The 20,743-nt window shown below is 68.9% G+C and carries 17 protein-coding genes; 7 read left to right on the plus strand and 10 right to left on the minus strand.

Annotated elements, in window-relative coordinates; genetic code table 11:
• Positions 1-13: 13 nt before the first annotated feature.
• Positions 14-1,384 (minus strand): hypothetical protein, encoded by a 1,371-nt coding sequence (locus AB0L53_RS12335; RefSeq protein WP_363992982.1) that lies wholly within the window; start codon positions 1,382-1,384, stop codon positions 14-16.
• Between the two features lie 8 nt (positions 1,385-1,392).
• Positions 1,393-1,806 carry a hypothetical protein gene (locus AB0L53_RS12340; protein WP_363992983.1) on the minus strand — a complete coding sequence of 138 codons (414 nt, stop codon included), beginning with the start codon at positions 1,804-1,806 and terminating at the stop codon, positions 1,393-1,395.
• 138 nt (positions 1,807-1,944) lie between these two features.
• On the opposite strand from AB0L53_RS12340, the gene eccB reads away from it, so the two are divergent.
• The 3 genes from eccB to AB0L53_RS12355 all read left to right on the plus strand — a co-directional run bounded on the left by eccB (position 1,945) and on the right by AB0L53_RS12355 (position 5,272).
• The gene (gene eccB / locus AB0L53_RS12345) at positions 1,945-3,375 is read left to right on the plus strand and encodes a type VII secretion protein EccB (protein WP_363992984.1); all 1,431 of its coding nucleotides are present in this window, start codon (positions 1,945-1,947) and stop codon (positions 3,373-3,375) included.
• Between the two features lie 104 nt (positions 3,376-3,479).
• A complete protein-coding gene (locus tag AB0L53_RS12350) occupies positions 3,480-3,824 on the plus strand; it encodes a hypothetical protein (protein ID WP_363992985.1) in 345 nt (114 codons plus the stop codon).
• A complete protein-coding gene (locus AB0L53_RS12355; RefSeq protein ID WP_363992986.1) occupies positions 3,821-5,272 on the plus strand; it encodes a hypothetical protein in 1,452 nt (483 codons plus the stop codon). Before AB0L53_RS12350 ends, AB0L53_RS12355 begins: the two co-directional genes overlap by 4 nt.
• 20 nt (positions 5,273-5,292) lie before the next feature.
• Here AB0L53_RS12355 and AB0L53_RS12360 read toward each other — a convergent pair whose 3' ends face one another.
• From AB0L53_RS12360 to AB0L53_RS12385, 6 genes are all read right to left on the minus strand, one after another.
• Positions 5,293-6,111 (minus strand): WXG100 family type VII secretion target, encoded by an 819-nt coding sequence (locus AB0L53_RS12360; protein ID WP_363992987.1) that lies wholly within the window; start codon positions 6,109-6,111, stop codon positions 5,293-5,295.
• Positions 6,108-7,241 carry a hypothetical protein gene (locus AB0L53_RS12365; protein WP_363992988.1) on the minus strand — a complete coding sequence of 378 codons (1,134 nt, stop codon included), beginning with the start codon at positions 7,239-7,241 and terminating at the stop codon, positions 6,108-6,110. The genes AB0L53_RS12360 and AB0L53_RS12365 overlap by 4 nt, the downstream gene beginning before the upstream one ends.
• 19 nt (positions 7,242-7,260) lie before the next feature.
• Positions 7,261-8,643 (minus strand): WXG100 family type VII secretion target, encoded by a 1,383-nt coding sequence (locus AB0L53_RS12370; protein WP_363992989.1) that lies wholly within the window; start codon positions 8,641-8,643, stop codon positions 7,261-7,263.
• Positions 8,643-9,044, minus strand: coding sequence for a hypothetical protein (locus AB0L53_RS12375; protein ID WP_363992990.1), 402 nt, complete (start codon positions 9,042-9,044; stop codon positions 8,643-8,645). Before AB0L53_RS12375 ends, AB0L53_RS12370 begins: the two co-directional genes overlap by 1 nt.
• Before the next feature lie 80 nt (positions 9,045-9,124).
• Complete coding sequence (locus AB0L53_RS12380; protein ID WP_363992991.1) at positions 9,125-9,439, minus strand: hypothetical protein; 315 nt, start codon at positions 9,437-9,439, stop codon at positions 9,125-9,127.
• Between the two features lie 30 nt (positions 9,440-9,469).
• On the minus strand, positions 9,470-9,829 hold the full coding sequence (locus AB0L53_RS12385) for a WXG100 family type VII secretion target (protein WP_363992992.1): 360 nt from the start codon (positions 9,827-9,829) through the stop codon (positions 9,470-9,472).
• 332 nt (positions 9,830-10,161) lie between these two features.
• Here AB0L53_RS12385 and AB0L53_RS12390 point away from each other — a divergent pair, with 332 nt between their 5' ends.
• Positions 10,162-11,592 (plus strand): hypothetical protein, encoded by a 1,431-nt coding sequence (locus AB0L53_RS12390; protein ID WP_363992993.1) that lies wholly within the window; start codon positions 10,162-10,164, stop codon positions 11,590-11,592.
• An 85-nt stretch (positions 11,593-11,677) separates the two neighbouring features.
• Positions 11,678-12,352, plus strand: coding sequence for a WXG100 family type VII secretion target (locus AB0L53_RS12395; RefSeq protein ID WP_363992994.1), 675 nt, complete (start codon positions 11,678-11,680; stop codon positions 12,350-12,352).
• Positions 12,353-12,355: 3 nt separating this feature from the next.
• Here AB0L53_RS12395 and AB0L53_RS12400 read toward each other — a convergent pair whose 3' ends face one another.
• Together AB0L53_RS12400 and eccD are read right to left on the minus strand one after the other, a co-directional pair.
• Positions 12,356-12,799 carry a YbaB/EbfC family nucleoid-associated protein gene (locus AB0L53_RS12400; protein ID WP_363992995.1) on the minus strand — a complete coding sequence of 148 codons (444 nt, stop codon included), beginning with the start codon at positions 12,797-12,799 and terminating at the stop codon, positions 12,356-12,358.
• 44 nt (positions 12,800-12,843) lie between these two features.
• Entirely contained in the window at positions 12,844-14,253 is a 1,410-nt protein-coding gene (gene eccD, locus AB0L53_RS12405) for a type VII secretion integral membrane protein EccD (protein WP_363993204.1), read from the minus strand.
• Positions 14,254-14,458: 205 nt separating this feature from the next.
• On the opposite strand from eccD, the gene eccCa reads away from it, so the two are divergent.
• Positions 14,459-18,436 carry a type VII secretion protein EccCa gene (gene eccCa / locus AB0L53_RS12410; RefSeq protein ID WP_363992996.1) on the plus strand — a complete coding sequence of 1,326 codons (3,978 nt, stop codon included), beginning with the start codon at positions 14,459-14,461 and terminating at the stop codon, positions 18,434-18,436.
• Positions 18,437-18,446: 10 nt separating this feature from the next.
• A complete protein-coding gene (locus AB0L53_RS12415) occupies positions 18,447-20,729 on the plus strand; it encodes a WD40 repeat domain-containing protein (protein ID WP_363992997.1) in 2,283 nt (760 codons plus the stop codon).
• Positions 20,730-20,743 lie beyond the last annotated feature (14 nt).

Consider the following 20,743-nt stretch of genomic DNA (forward strand, 5'->3'; position numbering starts at 1 on the left):
CCCTTTGTGGGGGTCAGCCGATGCGGTCGGTGACTACGCCGTCGGTTTCGCCGCCCCACACGTCGTCGTCCTCGGTCAACCAGGTGCTGCCCTCATTGGTGCTCTCCTGGGCACCGGCGCCGGCGCCGCCCATGGGCATGAACGGCATGCCGCCCATCCCGTTCCCGCCGGTGCCTGCCTTGGGCATGCCCGCGGTGTTCGACAGGCCCGAGACCATGCCGCTGTCGCCTCGGGCGCTCGTGACGGGGCCGGATGAAGGAGAGGAGGAGTAAGGGGAACTTGGGGAGTTGACGTTCGGGCTGGTGCTCGTGGGGTTGGCGTGGGAGTTGGGGGTGGGGGTGTTGGTCTGGTTCCAGTCCGAGGGGCGCTGGAAGTCCTCCAGCTTGGTGGAGGTGGGGGTGGACAGGCCCTTGGTGGGGTCGGTCAGGCCGGACGTGGGGTCCGTCATGCCCTTCGTCGGGTCCGTCATGCCCTTGGTGGGGTCCGTGACGCTGCCCGTGGGGACACTCGCACCCTTCGTCGGATCCGTCGCCCCTGGGTCCGTGGTGCCCTTGGTCGGGTCTGTGGTGCCGTTGCCGGTCGGGTCGGGGGTCTGCGTGTCGGTCGAGGGCTTGGGCGTGGTGGGGGTGTCGACGCCGTTCCAGTTCGAGCCGCCAGAGTCGATGCCGCCGTGGCTGCCGTTGTCACCCGTGCCGTTGTAGCCGCCCGTGCCGTTGTAGCCGTCTCCCAATCCGCGGGTGCCTCCGGGGTTGGAGAAGTCCGTGTTCAGGGGCGTGACCGGAGGGGGTACCGCGGTGGGGTCTTTGATGTCCGGGATCTCTTTGTGGAAGGAGTCCGGCAGTTGCTGGTAGGTCTGGGTGAGGTCGTCGTTCAGCAGGCGCAGGTGCTGGCCGGCGAGTTCGTCCTGGGAGCCCCATTCCTTGCCCTTGTCCATGGTGCGATACACGCCGGGGCTGGAGTCGTCGAAGGTGAACGTGTTGTCGCTCCAGGCCAGGCCCTTCTGGTTCATGAACTCCTGGTGCTCGACCAGCCTGTCACCGAGGGACTGCAGCGGGCGGCCCATCCAGTTGAGCTTGTCCGACACCTCGCGGACCGTCGCGTGCAGCACCCGGAGGGCCTCCTGCGCCTCGACCGACGCCTTGCCTCCCCAGCACTTGGCCATCTCGACGTTGATCTGCTCGATGACCTTCTGGGCGCCGGCCAGGGTCGAGCAGGCGTCGAGATAGGCGTTGCCCGCCTTCTTGACGGCCGACGGGTCCAGCGACTGGATGAAGTTCTTGATCTCGGCGACGCTTCTGCCGTCGTCGTCCACCTCAAGAGGCGGGCATGACGTCTTGATCATGTGCGTCTTCTTCTGGATCTTGAGCTTCTTGTCCTCGGCCATGAGGGCTCCTACACGTCCTTCGTGCCGACGTTGGCGATGTCCACGCGCTCGTAGTTGCCGGCGCCCGCGTTGATCAGTTCGATGGCGATCCGCGTCTTCTCGGCGATCTCGCGGTAAGCCTCGGTGAACTCTTTGTGGCCGTTCTGGACCGTGGCGACGAAGGTCTGGCCGCCTTCCCATCGCTTGATCTGCTCGACGGCCATCTTCAAGCCGAGGAGGTTGGCCTTCATGTCCAGGTCGTTGACCGACCCGGGCTTGTCCCCGACGAACTTGGCGAACTCATCCGTGAGCTGCTCGGCGAGCTTTTTGAGCTTGCTGGCGCTGTACGTGACGCCCTCGCGGTCGGGATCGAGCCCGGCCCAATCCGACTCCAGACGCCAGCCCTGGGCCGGCGGCGGACTCAACTTATCGGGATCTGACACAGCACCCTCCCCGAACACTACTGGTAACGAAGTTTACTCATATATCACGATCTCATGGCCTCATTTGCGACATAACCCCCACTACCCCCATAGGCAACACTTCTATGCTGTCCTCAGGCCGGATCGGAACGGAGTGGGATGCAGACCCGCAAGGATCTCTACCAGGCACATCGGCTCATGACCCAGCGCCTGGGTATGGCCCTGTTGCAGGGCGAGCCAGACCTGCCCGAGTCGCCGATGCGGCGGCACAACGTGGCGACGTTCGCCGGGATCATGGTCGGCGTTCTCATCATCGCGGGGTTCGGCATCTGGGGCATGCTCAAGCCGGGCGGGGCGACCAACCTGAGGGACGCCGGTCAGCTCATCGTCGAGGAGGAGACCGGCGCCGCCTACGTCTACAGCCAGCAGACCGGCCGACTGCTGCCCGTGGCCAACTATGTCTCCGCCCGACTCCTGCTGGACAGCGACGCCATCAAGGTCAAGACGGTGTCCGCGGAGTCGCTGGCCGGGTTCGCGCGCGGCGGGCAGGTGGGCATCGCGGGTGCTCCCGACTCGCTGCCCAAGCCCGAGCGGCTCATCAAGTCACCCTGGTCCGCCTGCGTGGTGGAGGCCACCGACCCCTCCGGGGGGCGCAAGTCGTACGTGACGCTGGTGGGCGGGACCGACGTCGGCGGCAGACCCGCCGGAAACGACGCGCTGGTCGTCAGCGACGGGCGGCAGAACTGGGCGCTCTGGGGCAACCAGCGCATGGCCGTGCGGAACGTGGACCGGCTCACCGACCAGACGCCCCGGCGGGTGCCGATCTCGTGGATCAACGCCATCGCCGAGGGGTCGGACTTCGCCGCGCCGCCGATCCCCCAGCGCGGCCGCAACATCCACGGCCCCGGCGGCGCGACGTTCAAGGTCGGGCAGGTCTTCAAGGTCGCGGCGGTCGCGGGCGCCCCCGCGCGCTGGTACGTCATGCTCGCCGACGGCCTCGCGCCGATCACCCAGACGCAGGCCACGCTGCTGATCCAGGATCCGGCCAGCCAGACGGCGTACGGCAAGCAGCACGTACGGGAGATCCCGATCGACGCGGCGAACGCCAACGCGGCGAAAGTCTCGGCCCAGCGGATCACCGGCGGCGGCATGCCGGCGACGATGCCGCGCTTCCAGGTGCCCGCCGGCTCGGCACCGCTGTGCATGGTCTACGCCAACACCGTGAAGGGGTCCGTGAAGGGCACGCTCACGGTCGGGAGCCGGATCGGCATCCCGACGCCGGGGTCGAGCGGCAACCCGGAGCGGTTCGACCAGGTGCTGCTGCCACCGGGCGCGGCGGCCCTGGCGGGGCTGCTGCCCGGCGAGAACCAGCTCTCCAACGTGCAGCAGTTCTACCTGGTCACCGACCAGGGGAAGAAATACCGGCTGGCCACGCCCGACGTACTGACCAAGCTGGGCTACGACGCCTCGAACGTGGCCCCGATACCCGCCCACCTCCTGCGCCTGATCCCCGAGGGGCCGACGCTCGACCCGGCGGCCGCCAGGACGCCGGTCTCGGACACCCCGGCCATCCGCCCGACGGGCTCCTGAACAGGAGCCCAACCGGCTCCTAAACAGGAGGTTTCCTGGACGCAAATACTTGTAAACATTAGTATCAAAGGTGCAGTTAGTACTTTGTGATACCTGGGGGGCTCATGGGGGACAAGACCGAGGGATATGAGGTCATACCGCCGGACCTGAAGAAGGCCATGGAGACCTGTGCCCATCAGGCCCCGATCGTCCGCAACGCCATGATCTCCTTCGCGCCCGCGAAGCTGCACAAGAGCGACTTCGGCCTCGCGCCCGGCGCCGACGAGCTGGGCGCCGCGTACGTCGACGGCACCGCGGAGAACGAGCACAAGGACAAGCGGTACGAGTCGGTCTACGGCTACCTCGGCGACCTGGCCGATGCCCTGGAGTTCATCAGCACGGCCCTTGAGGTCTCGGCGTACAACTACAAGGCGGCCCACCAGGCCAGCGACGTCGGAGGCCCCAGATGAGCCAGCACGGCAGCATCAACCCGCTCGAATGGGACTGGACGGCCTGGCACTTCGAGATCAACTGGGGCTCACTGCTCAATCCCGCCCCACTGCTCGACACGATCAGGTCCATGTGGCGCGCGCTCCCCACGCTCATCGGCGGCGATGAGACCGAAGGACGACTCAAGGCCGCCGCCGCGGCGCACGACAACCTCGCCAGCAGCCTGAACAAGGTCTTCGAGGTCCTCGACTCGCGCGCCCATGGCCAGCACGACGGCTACGTCGACAAGATCGTGAAGGAGTGGAAGGGGAAGGCCGCCGACGACTTCAGGAAGGTCTGGGGCCTCGTACTGAGGCACGACAACCGCGTCGCGCTCATGAAGAGCTGCACGGAGATCGCCAACATCCTCAGGATGGTCGCCGACTCGGCCGCCCACACCAGGAAGGCCATCATCGAGCTGCTCGAGACGGCGATCATCTGGTACGTCGCCTTCTACGCCCTTCGGTGGGCGGCCGGCATGTGGGGCGGCTGGCTGGCCGCGGGGGCCGCCTACATGCGGACGACGAAGATCGTGCTGCTGGCGGCCCAGGTCCTCACCAGGTTCGCGTCCGTCCTCAGGATCTGTGCCGGCGCCCTCAAGGTCCTGCCCGTGGTCGGCCGACTGAAGTGGGTGGCCAAGCTCGGCTCCGCGACGCGCACCGCGACGGCCATGACGAAGGCGGAGCTGAAGGTCGCGAAGTTCAAGAAGTACTCGGCCTACGCCGAGAAGTTCGGCGCGGCGAACTTCAAGGCGTACGCCAAGACCTCCGGCAGCGTGTACGCGGGCGTCATCGGCACGCAGATGGTGGCCCAGGGCATCAGCGGCCACAGCCTCTTCAACCTCGCCCCCCTGACCTTCACCCAGGCGGCCCGCATCACCACGGGCGCCACGCTGGTGGGCACCTTCACCCCCATAGGCGGATTCTTCGGCAAGGGGATCCTCCAGGGCGGTGCCGCGGCGAGCTGGGCGGCGACCCTGACCAAGACAGGCGCCGCCGTCGGCGAGTCCGGCATGGCCTTCGGCGGCTTCGTCGGGATGCGTAACTGGGCCTACGAGCAGATCAAGCTCAAGCTGCCCGGAGCCAGGGTCGCCGGGAAGCCGGGCAACATTCACAAGCAGTTCTGGAGTGGCATCCCGACGTCCCTCTTCCGGGTGTGGCGGCCCCTGCAGACCAACCCCGACTTCGGCGAGCTGCCCCAGTCGAATGTGCCCGTCGCCAATGGCCATGCGACTCCGCCCGCACGGGTCGGCACGGCGAGGGTCGGCTATTGGCCGGTCGACAACGGCTCGCTGTACGACATCGCCCAGAAGGTGTACGGGGACCCGAACCGGTGGCAGGAGATCTACAACGCCAACCGGGACATCATCGGTGACGACCCGCGCAAACTGGTACCCGGCCAGGTGCTGCGGATCCCGCTGGACGAGTGAAGCTTCCTCCTGGGTGAGGGTCAGGCCTCGGCCGTCCTTTCGGAGGTCTCCCTTTCTGGAGTCGTGCTGCCGCCGGGCAGTTTCCCGGCCAGGGAGTCGTCCATCTTCACGGAGAGGCCGCCCATCTTCTCGTCGTACGTCATGCCGGCGTCGGAGAACGGCGGCATGCCACCTGACTTCATGGCGGTCATCTCGGTGGGGATGGAAGCCTCCAGCATGGGGAAGAGCTTTCCGGTCATCTCGGTCTGCTGGGCGCACATGTAGAGAACGGTGCCGAGACCTCCGACGATCAGACCATGCTTGACGAGCAGACCCCTGACCGCCTTCAGCGTGATGGAGCCCCGCGCGGCCGCGAGCCCCTCGGCCGTCATCTTGGTCCAAGGGGTGGCGCCCATGGCCAGCTTCCATATGGCCATGAGGTACATGCTGGTGGCCACCGCCAGGGCCACGAGAGCGCCGTAGTGGTAAGCCTTGGCCACCGAGTTGACGGCGTCACCGGTGTCGTTACGGGTGTCCTTGAGGGACTTGACGCCATTCCTGAAGGCCGTGTGGATGCCCTCGAAGGTGTCGAAGGCCGCGCCATCCCACTTGCCCGAGGTCTTCAGCTGCTTCTTGAGGTGGTCCAGCCCGTCGGCCAGTTCGTCCAGCTCGGACATCAGGCCGGCGTGGTCGATGCTCTGCCAGGCTTTGGCGGCGTCCGACATCGCGCCGGGGTTCGACACCAGCACACCGATGCCGGCGGCGACGTAGAAGGCCCAGGGCTGTAGCATCCAGCCAGCCGCGATGGTCGCCATGGTCGCCGCCGCCTGGTAGGACGACGCGTCTGACTCATAACTCACCTGGAATCCCGCCCGATTACTTCAGGCGCGATCTCATCGTCGCCGCCCCAGACACCCTCGTCCTCGCCGAGAAGCGCGTTCTGGCGCTCGTTTTCCTTGTCGCCACCGGTCCCGGCGCCGCTCATCGGCATCATCGGCATCATGGGCATGCCGTTCGTACCGTTCAGGCCTCGCAGCCCAGCCGGTACGGCACCCGCACCCGCACCCGCTCCTCCCCCGATGCCCGTGCCGAACCCGGTACCGGTGCCGCCGCCACTGCCGATGCCCGAGCCGGGGCCGGTCCTGGTGGTGGCACCGTTCAGGTCCGGCGACAGGGTGCTGAGGTCCGGGTTCTTGACCTGCGAGGTGTTCAGCGAATTGGGGTCGAACTGAGACAGCTGCGTACCGTCGGGAAGCTTGCTGTCGACGTCGGGCATCGTCTGGTCGGGCATTTTCGGCTGGCCGTTGAGCGCCGAGTCGATACTCGGCACCTTCATGTCGGCCTGGTTCCCCCCAGGAGACGATGGCAGGTCCGTGTTGGGCAGGTTCGTCGAAGGGAGGTCGCTCGACGGCAGATCGGTCTTCGGCAGATCGGTCTTCGGCAGATCCGTCGAGGGAAGGTCCGGCTTGGGCAGATCGGTGTCTGTCCCCGGCGGTTTGCCTATGCCGGACAGGTCAGGCACTCCGGCGCCGCCGTCCGGCAGGCGGGGGTTGCCGAGGTTCCCGAGATTGCCGAGGCCATTGGGCCCGCCGCCAAGGCTGTTCGGGTCGAAGTTGATGTTCTTGACCCCGTCTCCGTTGGCATCCTCGGCCGCCTGGTAGTTGTTGGCGGCCTGCTTGAGCGCGGTCTTCCAGCTCTGCAGCGCCTTGCGTCCCTTGGCCAGCGCGTCCGCCTGCCGTTCGATCGCCTTGTCGTGGACGCTGCTGACGCCCATGCCGATCACGCCGAAGTGCGGCCACTGAACGCGCAGGTTCTCCGTCTTGCCCTCGAGCGTGGTGATGACCCAAGTGTGATCGTCTATGGACTTGCTATTGGTGTCGAGTGCACTGGCCTTGAACGAGACGCCAGGCGACATCGTCGGCAGTTGCCCGCCGTTCTGCAACTGCGCAAGCTGAGCCGCCTGGCTGGAGTTTTGCCCCGAGTCGCCCATCCCACTCCCTGTAGCGCGGTCAGCAGATGACCGGGTCGGTCACGTCGTGCGCTGAGTTCCAGTCGTCCTTGTCCGCGGGGAGCCAGGTCATCCGTTCGAAGTCCCCTTGGTCCTGGCCCGCGCCAGCACCGGACATCGGCATGAACGGCATGCCGTTCATACCGTTCGCCGAGGTCCGCAGGCCCGCCGCGAGCCCTTGGCCCGGGGCGCCCATGGCGCCGTTCGGCGAGCCGAGCACCGAGGGGACGCTGGGCGTGCCGGTGGGCGACAGGACGCCCACCGGGTTGGGGGCGATGGTGCTCACCGGGTTGCCGGTCACGGTCGGGGTGATGACCGGCGTGGTCGGCGAGTAGGACGACACTTCCGTCCCGTTCGGGTCCAGGCCGCCCTTGGGGTTGTCGCTGCTGGTCTTGTCGTCCTGGCCGAGCACCGGCGGGACCGTCTGGTCCTGCTTGCCGGAATCGCCGGTCTGCGAGGGGTCCTGGCTGCCGGTGCCGTCGCCCGGCGTGGTGCCGCTCTGGTCTCCGGTGCCGTTACCGCTCTGGTCGCCACCGTTCTGGTCACTGCCGTTCTGGCTGTTGCCGTTCTGACCGTTGCCGGTGTCCGAGCCAGGCTTGCCGCCCGAGTCGGAACCGTTCTGGTCGCCGGTGCTGGAGCCGCCCGTGCTGCCGCCGCGCGAGCTGTCAGAGCCTGTACCGCTGCCCGTGGAGCCCGTACCTCCGGAAGAACCGCCGTCCGCCCCGCCGGAGCCGTTCCCGTTCCCGCCGGCGTTGACGCCCGCGCCGGTCGGGTATCCGGGGTCGCGGTAGGAGCCCGTACCACCCGGAATCGAGACGGCGGGCAGCTCGTACGACACGTCGTGCGGGACCTGCAGCGTGTAGAGATCAACGATCTTCTTGTTGAGCTCCTGCATCGCCTTCTGGGCCTCGCGGTCCGCGGCGGCCTTCGCGGCCTTCGCGTTGGCGGCCTCGTCCACCATGATTTCAGAGCTGGGGACGTCGTTCTTAGACTCGGTGTTCGTCGAGATGCCCTCGACCTTCGAGATCGTCTCAGGGAGGTAGCCCGCGTACTGGCGCAGGGCGGAGCCCATCATCTCCAGCTTGGTGGACAGCTCGCCGCCGGAGGCGTGCAGCATCTGCAGCGCGTGGCGCGCCTTGCTGGCGTCGGGGCCCTTCCACACAGTGAGGATCTTGCCCGCGTGCTCTTCCAGCGCGTTGACGGCCGACTCGATCGCGCTCGACGCCTTCTCGTAGGCGAACCCGGCGTCCTCGATCTGGGTGGGCTCGGTACTTTTCAGCATCGTCAGGATCTCGTCCCTGGACGCGTTTACCGTCCCGCCCTCCGGCATCTTGTCGAACGACAGGATGACGACGACATGCCTGCCGCCCTTGCCCTCGGCCATCAGCCCTTGCCCTCGTTGGCCTTGTCACCGGCGCTGTGGTTGGCGGCGCACGCCTCGACGGCGGCGATCACGTCCTTGTAGGCGTCGACGAATTCCTTATAAACCTGCGCGAACTTCTTGCCGCCGCTGTTGGCGCCGACGGTCTGGCTGAAGGCACTGGCGTCGTGCCACGTACCGATCTGCGCCTCGGACAGCTGGCAGTGGTCCAGGATGCCGTTCACGGAGCCGTTGGTGTAGCCCTCCGCCGAGCCGGGTCCCGTCATACCACCGAGGTACGACTTGAGCTCTTTGGCGATCGCCCGCATCTGGGTGGGGGAATGCTCCCGCCCCGCTCCCGAGTCGAACAGATCAGGATCGATGTACAGAGGGTCTTGGCCCTCCATTGCGTCCTTCTGGGTCATCCCCATCCCCCATAGAAAAAGGAACCCGGCCGGCGCTTCGAGGCACCGGCCGAGGGAGGCACGATCGCCGCAACGGACTTCTAGTTGGTCCAGATGCTGATGTTGCGCCGCTCAGCGTTCTGGTAGTTGCCCTTAGCGATGTTGACAGCCGCGGCCGCGTCGAACAGCTGCTTGCCCATCTCCACCTCGAGGAGGTCCCACTGGCGCTTCTTGTCGTCGAAGAGAGCCTGCGCCTCACCCTCCCAGTCCGCGCCGAGGGTGGACTTGACGTCCGCGTAGAGATCGTCCGTCACCCGGTCCAGCTCGGTGACGACCGACTTCAGCTGCTCGTACGCCGCTTCCATGTTGGGGAAGTGGGCGAAGGTGTAATCGTCTGGGGTGGACTGATCGGCCATGAGTATCTCCGTCCTAGGCGTTGGGGGGGCTTAGCGGTTCGACGCGTTGATGAGCGAGTCGATACGGCCGCCGCTGCCAGCGCTGTTGAGCCCGCTGGAGAGGTCCATGTTGTGCTGCGCGGCGTCGGCATACACCTTGGCGTTGATGTTCATCTTGTCGTAGATGTCCTCAAGGAGCTTGATCACCTTGTGGAAGTCAACATCCCAGGCGTCAAGGGCTTGGCCGAACTTCACGCCGGCGTTCCCCTTCCATCCGGTGGCCATCAGTTCACCCTTGATGGTCTGCACCCTCTGGCGCATGCCCTCGATGTACTGAGCTGCAGACTCGCACTGGCCAGCGGCCTTGATGAGCTTTGAGGGAGCGGTACCTACAAGTGTTCCGTCCGCCATTGGACCTCCAGGTCAACTTAGTCTGGTTCTGTACGGCGGCGCCGTAGGTCCGGTCAACCCGGGTACCCCCGCAAACAACATCAAACGGCATGCTAGCCCCCATCTGCCCCAGAAATAACAGATACTTAACATAACGGCTAGATCACTGTTAGGCGTCTTTTAGGTAAACGCGCAGGTAGACGGCTCGGCGATTTCTGACCTCGGCTACCGGCCTGCGGTCGCGGCCGGTCGTAAACCTCACAACCTGTACGGCTCAGCAGCCTCACGGCTACGCTTTTGTCGCTTCTGTGTTGATTGCTGGGGAGGGCGACAGGGTGGCCGAATTCGGGAGTATGGGGCGTCCGAGCATCGACAGTCTGCTCAACTGGAGCACTCCCCCGCCGCAGGACGGGCCGGGTGAGGTTCAGGTGGGCACCGCGCCCCCGGGCTCGGTCGACGGCAATACGACCGTCCTTGTCGCAGGCGGCGGTGACTCTCCACGGCCGGATCAGGCGGGTCCCGTCGACGATCCGTCGATCCCGCCCGACCAGGTGGGCCCCGCCAACGACCAAATCCCGCCTGACCAGGTAGGGCCGGCCAACGACCAGATCCCGCCGGATCAGGTGGGGCCGGCCGACGGTCAGGGGGATCCGACGGTGGCCGAGATCCAGTCCGACCAGCTGAGCTTCGGGCCCGAGACGGTGGACGACGTGACCGACGGCGAGCCCGGCTCGGTCGATCCGCAGGCCGCCGAAGGTGACCCGGCGTGGGAGCCCTCGGACGCCGACGAGAGCGGCGACCCGGACAACCCTGACGGCTCGGACGACGCGACCGAGGACCCGGACGCCCCGCAGAACCAGGACGACACCGGGAACCCGGACAACCCAAGCGACCAGGACGGCACGGACACCGGCGACCAGGGCGACACCTCGGACCCGCAGCAGAGCGACCCCGGCAGTTCCGACGGCCAGCAGGACCCCTCCGGCTCCGAGACCGACCCCCAAGGCCAGACGGACCCGAACGCCCAGCAAGACCCCGCGAACCCGCAGACCGATCCGAACGGCCAGACCGATCCCGGCCAGACCGACCCCAGCCAGCCCGGCGGCCAGGACGACACGACCGTCCCCGAGACTCCCTCGACGGACCCACCGGCCGACGGCGGCGCCGAAGACCCCAGCTCCAGCCTCCCGGAAACGCCGGAAACCCCCACTCCCGAGACGCCGAACACCGAAACGCCGGCTACGGACACCCCGACTCCGGAAACGCCCAGCGCTGAGACCCCCGGCACCGGAGGCGCCGACACGCCGTCCGTCCCCTCTCCCGACTCCTCCGGAGGCGGCGGTGGCGGAGGCGGCCAGGGCGACGGCAAGTCAGACGGCAAGGACGGCAAGGACGGCAAGGACGGCAAGGGTGGCAAGGACACCGGCGGCACCGCGAAGGACGACAAACTCGCCGGAAGCGGGCTCAGCGGCGGCTGGCGCAAGGCCCGCCCCGAGGTCTTGGAGAAGCTCGGCAAGAAGATCGGCCCCAGCAAAGGCGGCGACGGCAACACCCCGGGCGACCACATGGGCGCCGCGGAGAACACCGCACGGAACATCGACATCGGCTTCCCGGGGTTCGGCCTGTTGGGCGCGATGGCGTTCACCCCCGCGTACCACTCGGCCCGCTCGTCGGCCGCCGACTATCTCAAGAGCGCCAAGAACCAACTGGGTGTCTGGGACGAACAGCTCCGAACCGGAGCCGACATCGTCCGTCAGGCCAACGACAAGAGCACCGCGAAGTAATGACCCCGGAGACGACATGGACGCTTACTCAAACGGCTCACTCTACTACTCCCTAGCGTTGGCAGGTTGCCTCTATGCCTCGTTTGTGCCGTCCAATCCCGTACTAAGGACGGTCTCCAAGTTCGCCGGGACTCTCGTCGGCACGATGTACTCCAGCCCCTCCGACATCCGCGAGGCGGCCAGAAACACCCGCGACATGAAGACGACGATCCACGACGCGGCAACGTCCATCGACACCGCCCTGAACACCATCGACTCCGACGACTGGGAGAAGATGGCGCGTCCGGATGTCGACGCCGCAGTGAAGAAGTTCACCTCCGAGGCCAAGAACAGCTCGCAGGTCTACGAAGAGCTCGCGGGAGCGCTCGACCAGCTCGCCCGGAATTCCTTCCAGATGTCCGTGGCCAGTCTCTCCGTAGCCACGATCCTGGTCACCCTGTCCCATGCCAGCGTCGTGAGCAAGTTCATCCCCGGCTTCGGAGCGGCGGCGGACCTCGCCACCGCGGCTTCGGGCAGCGCGGCACTCGGAACGCTGAGGACGGTCGCGACCAGCAGCATGGCCGTCTTCGCGAAAGCCGCCGCTATCGCCGGCCTCGTCGCGGTAGTCATGCAGATGGTCCAGAACTCCTCGACGAAGATGGGCAAGGCCGTCACGCCCACGGACCCCAAGTCGATGCCCGCGTTCGAGCAGGTCGTTATCCCCAACCTGCCGATGTTCGGCAAGGACGGCAAGGCCCTCGGCATGAAGAAGGACGCCTAAAGGTCAGAGGTCCAGGCGGCGGCGGATGCGGTCGAGCTCGCCCATGACGTCCTCGAACGTCCGGTTGTAGGCGGACTCGGCCTCTTTGATCTTGTTCAGGGCGGCGTCGGGGTCCTCGACGTACTTCATCGGGTTGTCCTCGTCACCGAACGCCTGGCCCATGGCCTCGGTGACCTGGTGCTGCAGGTCCGCGGTCGCGGCCTGGAGCTGCTCCTTGATGATCTCGGCGAGCTCGCCCGAGCTCAGGCGCATCGCCTTGGGATGCAGCTGGAGCTCGCGCAGCCCCTCGCTGCCGTACTCGATCGTGACCAGGCCGTCGTCGTCCTGGGCCCGCCCGACGAGGTCGGTCATGTTCTTCTGGAGCTCTTCGATGCGCGCGAACTGCTCGTCCGCGCCCTTGAGAAGCTTCTCGATGTCGATGTTCGCGAAGTCCCCAAACTCCTGCATCTTCACTCCACTCTCACAACACTGTTAAATCGCGCAGCAACCTATCACCCGGACAAACCGCGCACCCAGGAATAGACCTCGAGAACGCCCAGCGCGAGCGGGAAGAGCTCGACGATCAGGATGACGTCCACGATGTCCGCCGCGCGGCCCCAGAACGGCGACGGCTTGCCCGTGGGCAGCCAGAGGCCGATGCCGACGGCGGTCAATGCCAGCCACAGCATGCCGATCGCCACGGCCACGGCGCCGATGACGCCGGACTTCGGGCCGAGGGTCAGCGCGAGCAGGCCGAACGCGGTCAGACCGACGGTGATCAGCCACAGCCGCTGGCGTACCCCGCGGAAGACCCGGGCCCGCATCATCAGCGTCAATCCGAGCGTCCCGGTCATGAGGGAGGCGATCCAGCCGCCGTACGTGGCCAGCAGGACCTCGGAGACCAGCGCCACCAGACCGACCGCGATGATCATCCCGGTGGCGTAGCGCTGGGCGATGACCGTCCGCTCCTGGATGGCCGCGCTGTTCAGGCGCTGGTTGTCGGCCCGCAGTTCCTCCGCGGTGGTGGGCATGGCCGGGAGCGGCACCTTGGCCAGCCGGAACGACAGCGTGGGGACCAGCGGGCTCAACGCCAGCAGGATCGACACCGTCACCGCGGCCACTCCGGCGGGTGGCGGTCCCCACACCATGACCACGGCCGCGCCTATCGCCCCGAACGTCGTGGCGATGGCCGTACCGAGGAATCCCGGCACGCCGTCGGAGATCAGCGCACCCGCGATGGTGGCCACCAGCGCGGTGCAGGCGAGCGCGGCCAGCAGGTGGGGAGCGCCGACACCGGCCAGGGTGCCGCCGCTGGCCGGCGCGAACAGGCCCGCGATGAAGCCGTACGGCAGCGCCCCGTGCCCGATCAGGGCGCCCGCCAAGGAGTCGCCCACCGCTCTCGACAGGGCCGCGCCGGTGGCCACGACTACGAGCGCCATCAGCCCGGCCACCACCGTGACGACCAGCGCGGGAGCTCCGGACAGCGCCAGGGCGATCGCGCCCAGGACCAGCAGCCCGAGCGCGCCGCTCGCGCCCATCAGCCGGGTGTGCCTGGTCTCCCAGGTGCCCGATGAATTCTTGACTCCGGTCGCGACCACGTCGGCCACGTCGTCGTACAGCGCGGGCGGCAGGATCGCCTCGCGCGGCCTCAGGTAGAGCACCTCGCCGTCGAGTATGCCCAGCGCGCCGAGGCTCTGGCCCAGGTCGAGCGGGGAGCCGCCGAGCCGCTGCAGCGTCCAGCCGGGCGCGGCGGCGGACTCGCCGCCCAGCTCGTCCAGGGCGCGCAGCAGGCCGGGCAGAACGTGCGGCAGCGGGATGTCGGCGGGCAGCGCCAGGTCGGCCTTGCGCCGCGGTCCCACGATCGTCACGTGGCACAGCGCGGGCAGCGGCACGTGCACCTGGGCGAGCGAGCTCACCTGCATGGGTCCCTGCGAATGCGGGGCACCCTGCAGGTGCGGCGGGCCTGGCAGGCGCGGGGGACCCTGCGGATACGGCCCCTGAACGGCCGGTCCGTGGACCATCGATCCCATGGCTGGACTCCGTCCCACGAGCATCATGGACAAGAGAGAACATATCGGGTCGCTTCTGGTAAGAAGGTCAGCAACCGATACGGAGGACCATCCCACGGTGAGCATTGTCGTTGTCCGGCGACCCGAACGCCGTCCCAGCCCCAAGCCGCCACGCGGGGAGATCCTGCTCGAATCGCCCCCTGAGATCCCCGAGGTCCAAGGGCAGGGCTTCATGCTGGTGCTCACGTACCTGCCCATGGTGGCGGGCGCCGCGGCGATGGCCCTGATGTTCACCGCAGGCGGCAACTCCAACCCGATCATGTACGTGGCGAGCGGCATGTTCGCGGTGTCCATGCTCGGCATGACGCTGGGACAGATGGGCCGCCAGTCGGGCGAGCGCAAGCACAAGCTCAACGGCGCCCGCCGCGACTACTTCCGCTACCTGTCGCAGGTGCGCAAGAAGGTCAGGCGGGCGGCCAAGCAGCAGCGCGAGGCGCTGGAGTGGAGCGGCCCCGAGCCCGACGCGCTCTGGTGGATCGCGATGGGCCCCCGCCTGTGGGAACGCCGGCCGCGCGACGACGACTTCAGCACGGTACGGCTCGGCACCGGCGTACAGAAGCTGGCCATCCAGCTCATCCCCCCGGACTCCAAGCCGGTGGAGGACCTGGACGCGCTGTCGGCCGGCGCGCTGCGCAGGTTCGTCAGGGCGCACGCGACGGTGTCGGAGCTGCCCGTGGCCGTGGCGCTGGGCTCGTTCGCGCGCATCAAGCTCAGCGGCGACCCGGCGGCCATGCGGGAGCTGGTACGGGCCATGATCGCCCAGATGGCGGTGTTCCACTCGCCGGACGACCTGCGCATCATGGTGTGCGCCGGCCAGGAGTGGATGGGCCACTGGGACTGGGTCAAGTGGCTGCCCCACGCGCTGCACCCCGACGAGGTCGACGCCGCCGGACCGGTGCGGCTGATGGCCGAGAACATGAGCGAGCTGGACCGCCTGGTGGGCGCCGAGCTCAAGGAGCGAGCCAGGTTCCGGCCCGGCTCGCCCGCGGACGCCCTGCCGTACCACGTGCTCATCGTCGACGGCGGGCACGTGCCCCACGACTCGCAGCTCGGCACGGACGCCATCCAGGGCGTCACGGTGATCGACCTGTCCGGTGCCACGGGGCCGGTGGAGGAGAAGGCCATGCTGCGGCTGGAGATCCAGCCGGACGGCTTCCACATGATCAAGCTGGACCACGCCGGCAAGGAGAACAAGACCCGGCTCGGCAACCCCGACAAGCTCGACTACCTGCGGGTGGAGGGGCTGGCCCGACAGCTCGCGCCGCTGCGCGCCTCGGCCACCAGCGGCGGCGAGGTCGAGGACGTGCTGGCGGTCAACACCACGCTGACCGACCTGCTCGGCATCGGCGACCCCATGCGGCTGGACCCGGCGCTGACCTGGCGGCCACGAGCGGGCCGCAACCGGCTGCGGGTGCCGATCGGCCTGGGCGCCGACGGCCGGATGGTCGAGCTGGACATCAAGGAGTCGGCGCAGGGCGGCATGGGGCCGCACGGCCTGGTCATCGGCGCGACCGGCTCCGGCAAGAGCGAGCTGCTGCGTACGCTGGTGCTCGGCCTGGCCGTCACCCATTCGTCGGAGATTCTTAACTTCGTCCTGGTCGACTTCAAGGGCGGCGCCACCTTCCTCGGGCTCGACACGCTCACCCACGTCTCGGCGGTCATCACCAACCTGGAGGACGAGCTCCCGCTGGTCGACCGCATGTATGACGCGCTGCACGGCGAGATGGTGCGCCGCCAGGAGCTGCTGCGCTCGGCCGGCAACTACGCCTCGCTGCGGGACTACGAGCGGGCCCGCGAACAGGGCGCCGCGCTGGCGCCGATGCCGACGCTCTTCGTGGTGCTGGACGAGTTCAGCGAACTGCTGTCGGCCAAGCCGGAGTTCATCGAGCTGTTCGTGATGATCGGCCGGCTCGGCCGCTCGCTCGGTGTGCACCTGCTGCTGGCCTCCCAGCGGCTGGAGGAGGGCCGGCTGCGCGGCCTGGACACCCACCTGTCCTACCGGATCGGCCTGCGGACGTTCTCGGCCATGGAGAGCCGTGTCGTGCTCGGTGTGGCCGACGCCTACGAGCTGCCGTCCGCGCCGGGCAACGGCTTCCTCAAGTTCGACACCACCGGGATGACCAGGTTCAAGGCCGCGTACGTCTCCGGTCCCTACCAGAGCGACCCCCGCAGCGCGGCAGCCGAAGGCGATGACAAGACGATCCGCCAGGTCGTCGAGTACGGCCCGGCCTACGCGCCGCTCCCGATCGTGGAGGAGCCGGCAAAGGAGGTCGCCAAGCCGGACGACGAGCGGGGGCCGCGGAGCAGCCTGCTGGACATCGTCGTACAGCGTCTGGCCGGTCAGGGCCCCGCCGCGCACCGGATCTGGCTGCCGCCGCTCGGCGAGCCGCCGACCCTCGCGCACCTGCTGCCTCCGCTGTCGGTGACTCCGGAGCTGGGCCTGTCCACGCCCGGCTGGGACGGCAGGGGCCGCCTCGCCGGGGTCGTGGGCATCATCGACAAGCCGTTCGAGCAGCGGCGCGACCCGTACTGGCTGGACCTGTCGGGCGCGGCCGGCCACGTCGGCGTCGCGGGTGGTACCCAGAGCGGCAAGAGCAACGTGCTGCGCACGCTGGTGACCAGCATGGCGCTCACGCACACGCCGCGCGAGGTGCAGTTCTACTGCCTGGACTTCGGCGGTGGCGCGCTGGCCGCCCTGGACGGCCTGCCGCACGTCGGCGGCGTGGCCACCCGCATGGACGCCGACCGGGTACGCCGGACCGTCGCCGAGATCGCCGCCGTCCTCCAGCAGCGCGAGCGCGACTTCGCCGCGAGCGGCATCGACTCGATCGCCACCTACCGCCGTCTCGTGGCCGCCGGAGAGTACGAGGGCGACGGCTGGGGGGACATCTTCCTGCTGATCGACGGCTGGCTGACCATCCGCCAGGAGTTCGAGGCGCTGGAAGGGGTCATCACCGACCTCGCGGCCCGAGGGCTCGGCTACGGCATCCACATCATCGCCTCCACCAACAAGTGGTCGGAGTTCCGCGCGGGGATCAGGGACCTGTTCGGCACCCGGCTGGAGTTCAAGCTCGGTGACGCCTACGAGTCGGAGGTCAGCCGCAAGGCGGCGCTGGCCGTACCGGAAGGCGTGCCCGGACGCGGGCTGACCAAGGAGGGCATGCACTTCCTGTCCGCGCTGCCGCGCATCGACGGGGTGCGCGGCGCCGACGACCTGTCCGCCGGCGTGCGGTCGCTGGTGGAGGTCGTACGGGCCTCCTGGCAGGGTCCCGCCGCCCGCCCCGTGCGGCTGCTGCCGTCGCTGCTGCCCGTCACGTCGCTGCCCGACCCCGCCCTCACCGGGCCGAACCGGATCGCCATCGGCATCGACGAGGCCGCCCTGGCGCCGGTCGCGATCGACTTCGACGTGGACCCGCACTTCATCGTGTTCGGTGACACCGAGTGCGGCAAGTCGAACGTGCTCAAGCTCATCATGGAGGGCCTGGTCGCCAGGAAGACGCCCAAGGAATGCATGATGATCGTGCTCGACTATCGGCGCGCCCTGCTCGACACCGCGGTCACCGACCACCGCATCGGGTACGCGGCCTCCAGCACCGCGGCGGCCGAGCTGATCCAGGACGCGCGTACCGCGCTGCTCAAGCGGCTGCCCCCGGCGGACCTCACGCCGGAGCAGCTCAGGGAGCGCAGCTGGTGGCAGGGCTCCGACCTGTACATCATCGTGGACGACTACGACCTCGTCGCCACCTCGAACAACCCGCTGGCGCCCCTGGCCGAGCTGCTGCCGCAGGCTCGCGACATCGGTCTGCACCTGATCATCTCCCGCCAGATGGGCGGCGCGAGCCGGTCCATGTTCGACCCGGCCGTCCAGCGGCTCAAGGAGATGGCCAGCCCGGCGCTGATCATGTCGGGCAACAAGGACGAGGGCGCGCTGTTCGGCAATGTGCGTCCGCAGCCGCTTCCGCAGGGGCGCGGCTTCTACGTGGACCGGAGGTCGGGCGCGCGCCTGATCCAGACGGCCTTCCTGGACACGCCGTAGGTTGTCACCCGTGTCACATGTGCGCTACCGGCTGACCGGCACGTCCTTCCCCGGCACCGTGGAACTGACGGTCTGGGCTGATGGGCGGGCCCGGCTGGAGCACGCGCGCGCGGGCGGGGTCCGGGCCTGGACCGCCGAACTGGACCGGGCCGTGTGGCCGTGGCTCGTGGACGGCCTGCGCTCGGCGCGCTTCCCGCACGTGGCGGCGCCTACGCCGCTACCGGGCTCCACGCTGCGCGAACTGACGGTGGTCGCCACTGGGGTCAACGCCGAGGTCGCGGGGTCCGCCGGAGGCGTGGAGGACGGCGCGGGAGGTCCGGACGGTGGGCCGGGCGGGTCGTTGCTGTTCGGGTGGCGTGATGGTGGCGAGCTGGGGCTGGAGCCGGTCCTGCGGATACTCGACGCGCTGGTGTACCAGGTCGGCGACGGTGCCGTCCGGGAGACGGCGAACGAATTGCCGAGGCTGGCCCACCGCTCCACCCTGGACCGCGCGCTGCCGCCGCCGGACCCCGGCGAACCGGCCGCCGCCGCCTTCGGGACCGTGGGCGGGCGGCCGGCGTACGCGCTGTCCCGTCCCGGACGCACTTTCAGCCTGTACGGCCTGCCGTACGGCGAGGACCTGGGCACCGCCACCGTCACCAACGCGCCCACCCGGGCGGTCGCGCTCGGCACGGCCGGTGGCCGGGAGATCGTCGCCACCGGCGGCGACGACCTGGTCATCAGGGCCTGGGACACCGGCACCGGGCAGCAGCTCCACGCCACGGCCGGCCACGACGGCCCGGTCCTGGCGCTGGCCGCGTCCGGTGGGCTGATCTACACCGGCGGCGCCGACGGCGTGCTGCGCGTCTGGGACGCGGCGGGGTCGCTGGGCGAGCTGGCGGAGCGGCACGAGGGCGCGATCAACGCGGTGTGCGTCGATGGCACGCTGCTGGTCACCGGCTCCGACGACGGGGCCGTGCGGCTCACCGACCTGTCGGACGGCCGCACCCTGCACTCGCTGCCCGGCCACCCGGGCTGGGTGAACGCGGTCGCCGCCGCTGACGGGCTCGTCGCGTCGGCCGGCTCCGACCGGTTGATCCGGATCTGGGACGCGGGCACCGGTCAGGAGCTCCGCGCACTGGAGGGGCACGAGGCGAGCGTGACCGGGTTGACCTTCCTCAGCGTGGCGGGGCGCTCGGCGCTGGCGTCCTGCGCGCTGGACGGCCAGGTCGCCGTCCACGACCCGCGTACCGGAACACTCTTGGCCACCTGGCACTCAGGCCAATGGGCCACCGCCATCACCACCACCCCCGAAGGGCGGGCCACCACCGCGACCGGTGCCGTGTCGGAGTGGCTGGTTACCGCGGGTGATGGGGTGCGTGTCTGGACGGCCGATGGCACCCTGTCGCGGGAGCTCACCGGCGCCGTCGCAACCTCGGTCGCCAGCGACGGGGCGCTCGTGGCCGCCGGGTCCCCTGGCGGCACGCCGTGGTTCTGGCGGCTGGCCGACGGCGGCTTCCTGCCCGAGACGGCCGCCGCCTCCGGGGACGGCGGCCTCCTACCCGAGGCGGCCGCGGCCGCCTCCGGGGACGGCGGGGTCACGGGTCTGGCGTTCGACGGCGGCAACCTGGTCTGCGGCACCGACAGTGGCACCGTCCGCGTGCATCATCCGGTGGACGGCGTGGTCGCGGTGCCGACCCCGCACACTGGTCAAGTGCTCGCGCTCGCCCTCGACGGCGACCTGCTGGTCTCGGGCGGCATGGACGGCACGGTCAGGACCTGGGACGCGCTCTCGGGCCGGCCGCTGCGCCGCCTGACCGGCCATACGGCGGGCGTCACGTGCCTGGCCATGGGCCGGGTCGGCGGCCGGATCGTGATCGCGTCGAGCGGATACGACCGGGTGGTCAGGACCTGGGACGCGGCGACGGGCCGGCCGCTGTCGGAGGTGCACGGGCACCCGCTGCCGGTGTACGCGCTGGCGTTCGGCACGGTCGGCGGCCGGGCCGTACTCGCCGCCGGCAGCTATGACGGGCTGGTGCCGGTGCGCGACGCCGAGACGGGCGAGGACGTCGTCGTGCTCGGCGGCAACCCGGGCACGGTCCGGTGCCTGCGCTTCCTCAGTCCCGACGGACCCGACGGACCCGATGTGCTGGCCGTGGGCTGCGACGACGGCACCGTACGGCTGTGGCGCCTGCCGGACGGCGAGCAGGTCGGCGGGACCCGGCTGGGGGACGTCCCGCTCGCCCTGTCCAGCGATCTGTACGCGGTCACCCATAACGGGCTGAGCCGCCTAACGCCCCCAGAATCGCAGTGACCCAGAACGGGCCG

This window comes from Nonomuraea sp. NPDC052129 (assembly GCF_040680095.1).
Classification (GTDB): Bacteria; Actinomycetota; Actinomycetes; order Streptosporangiales; family Streptosporangiaceae; genus Nonomuraea.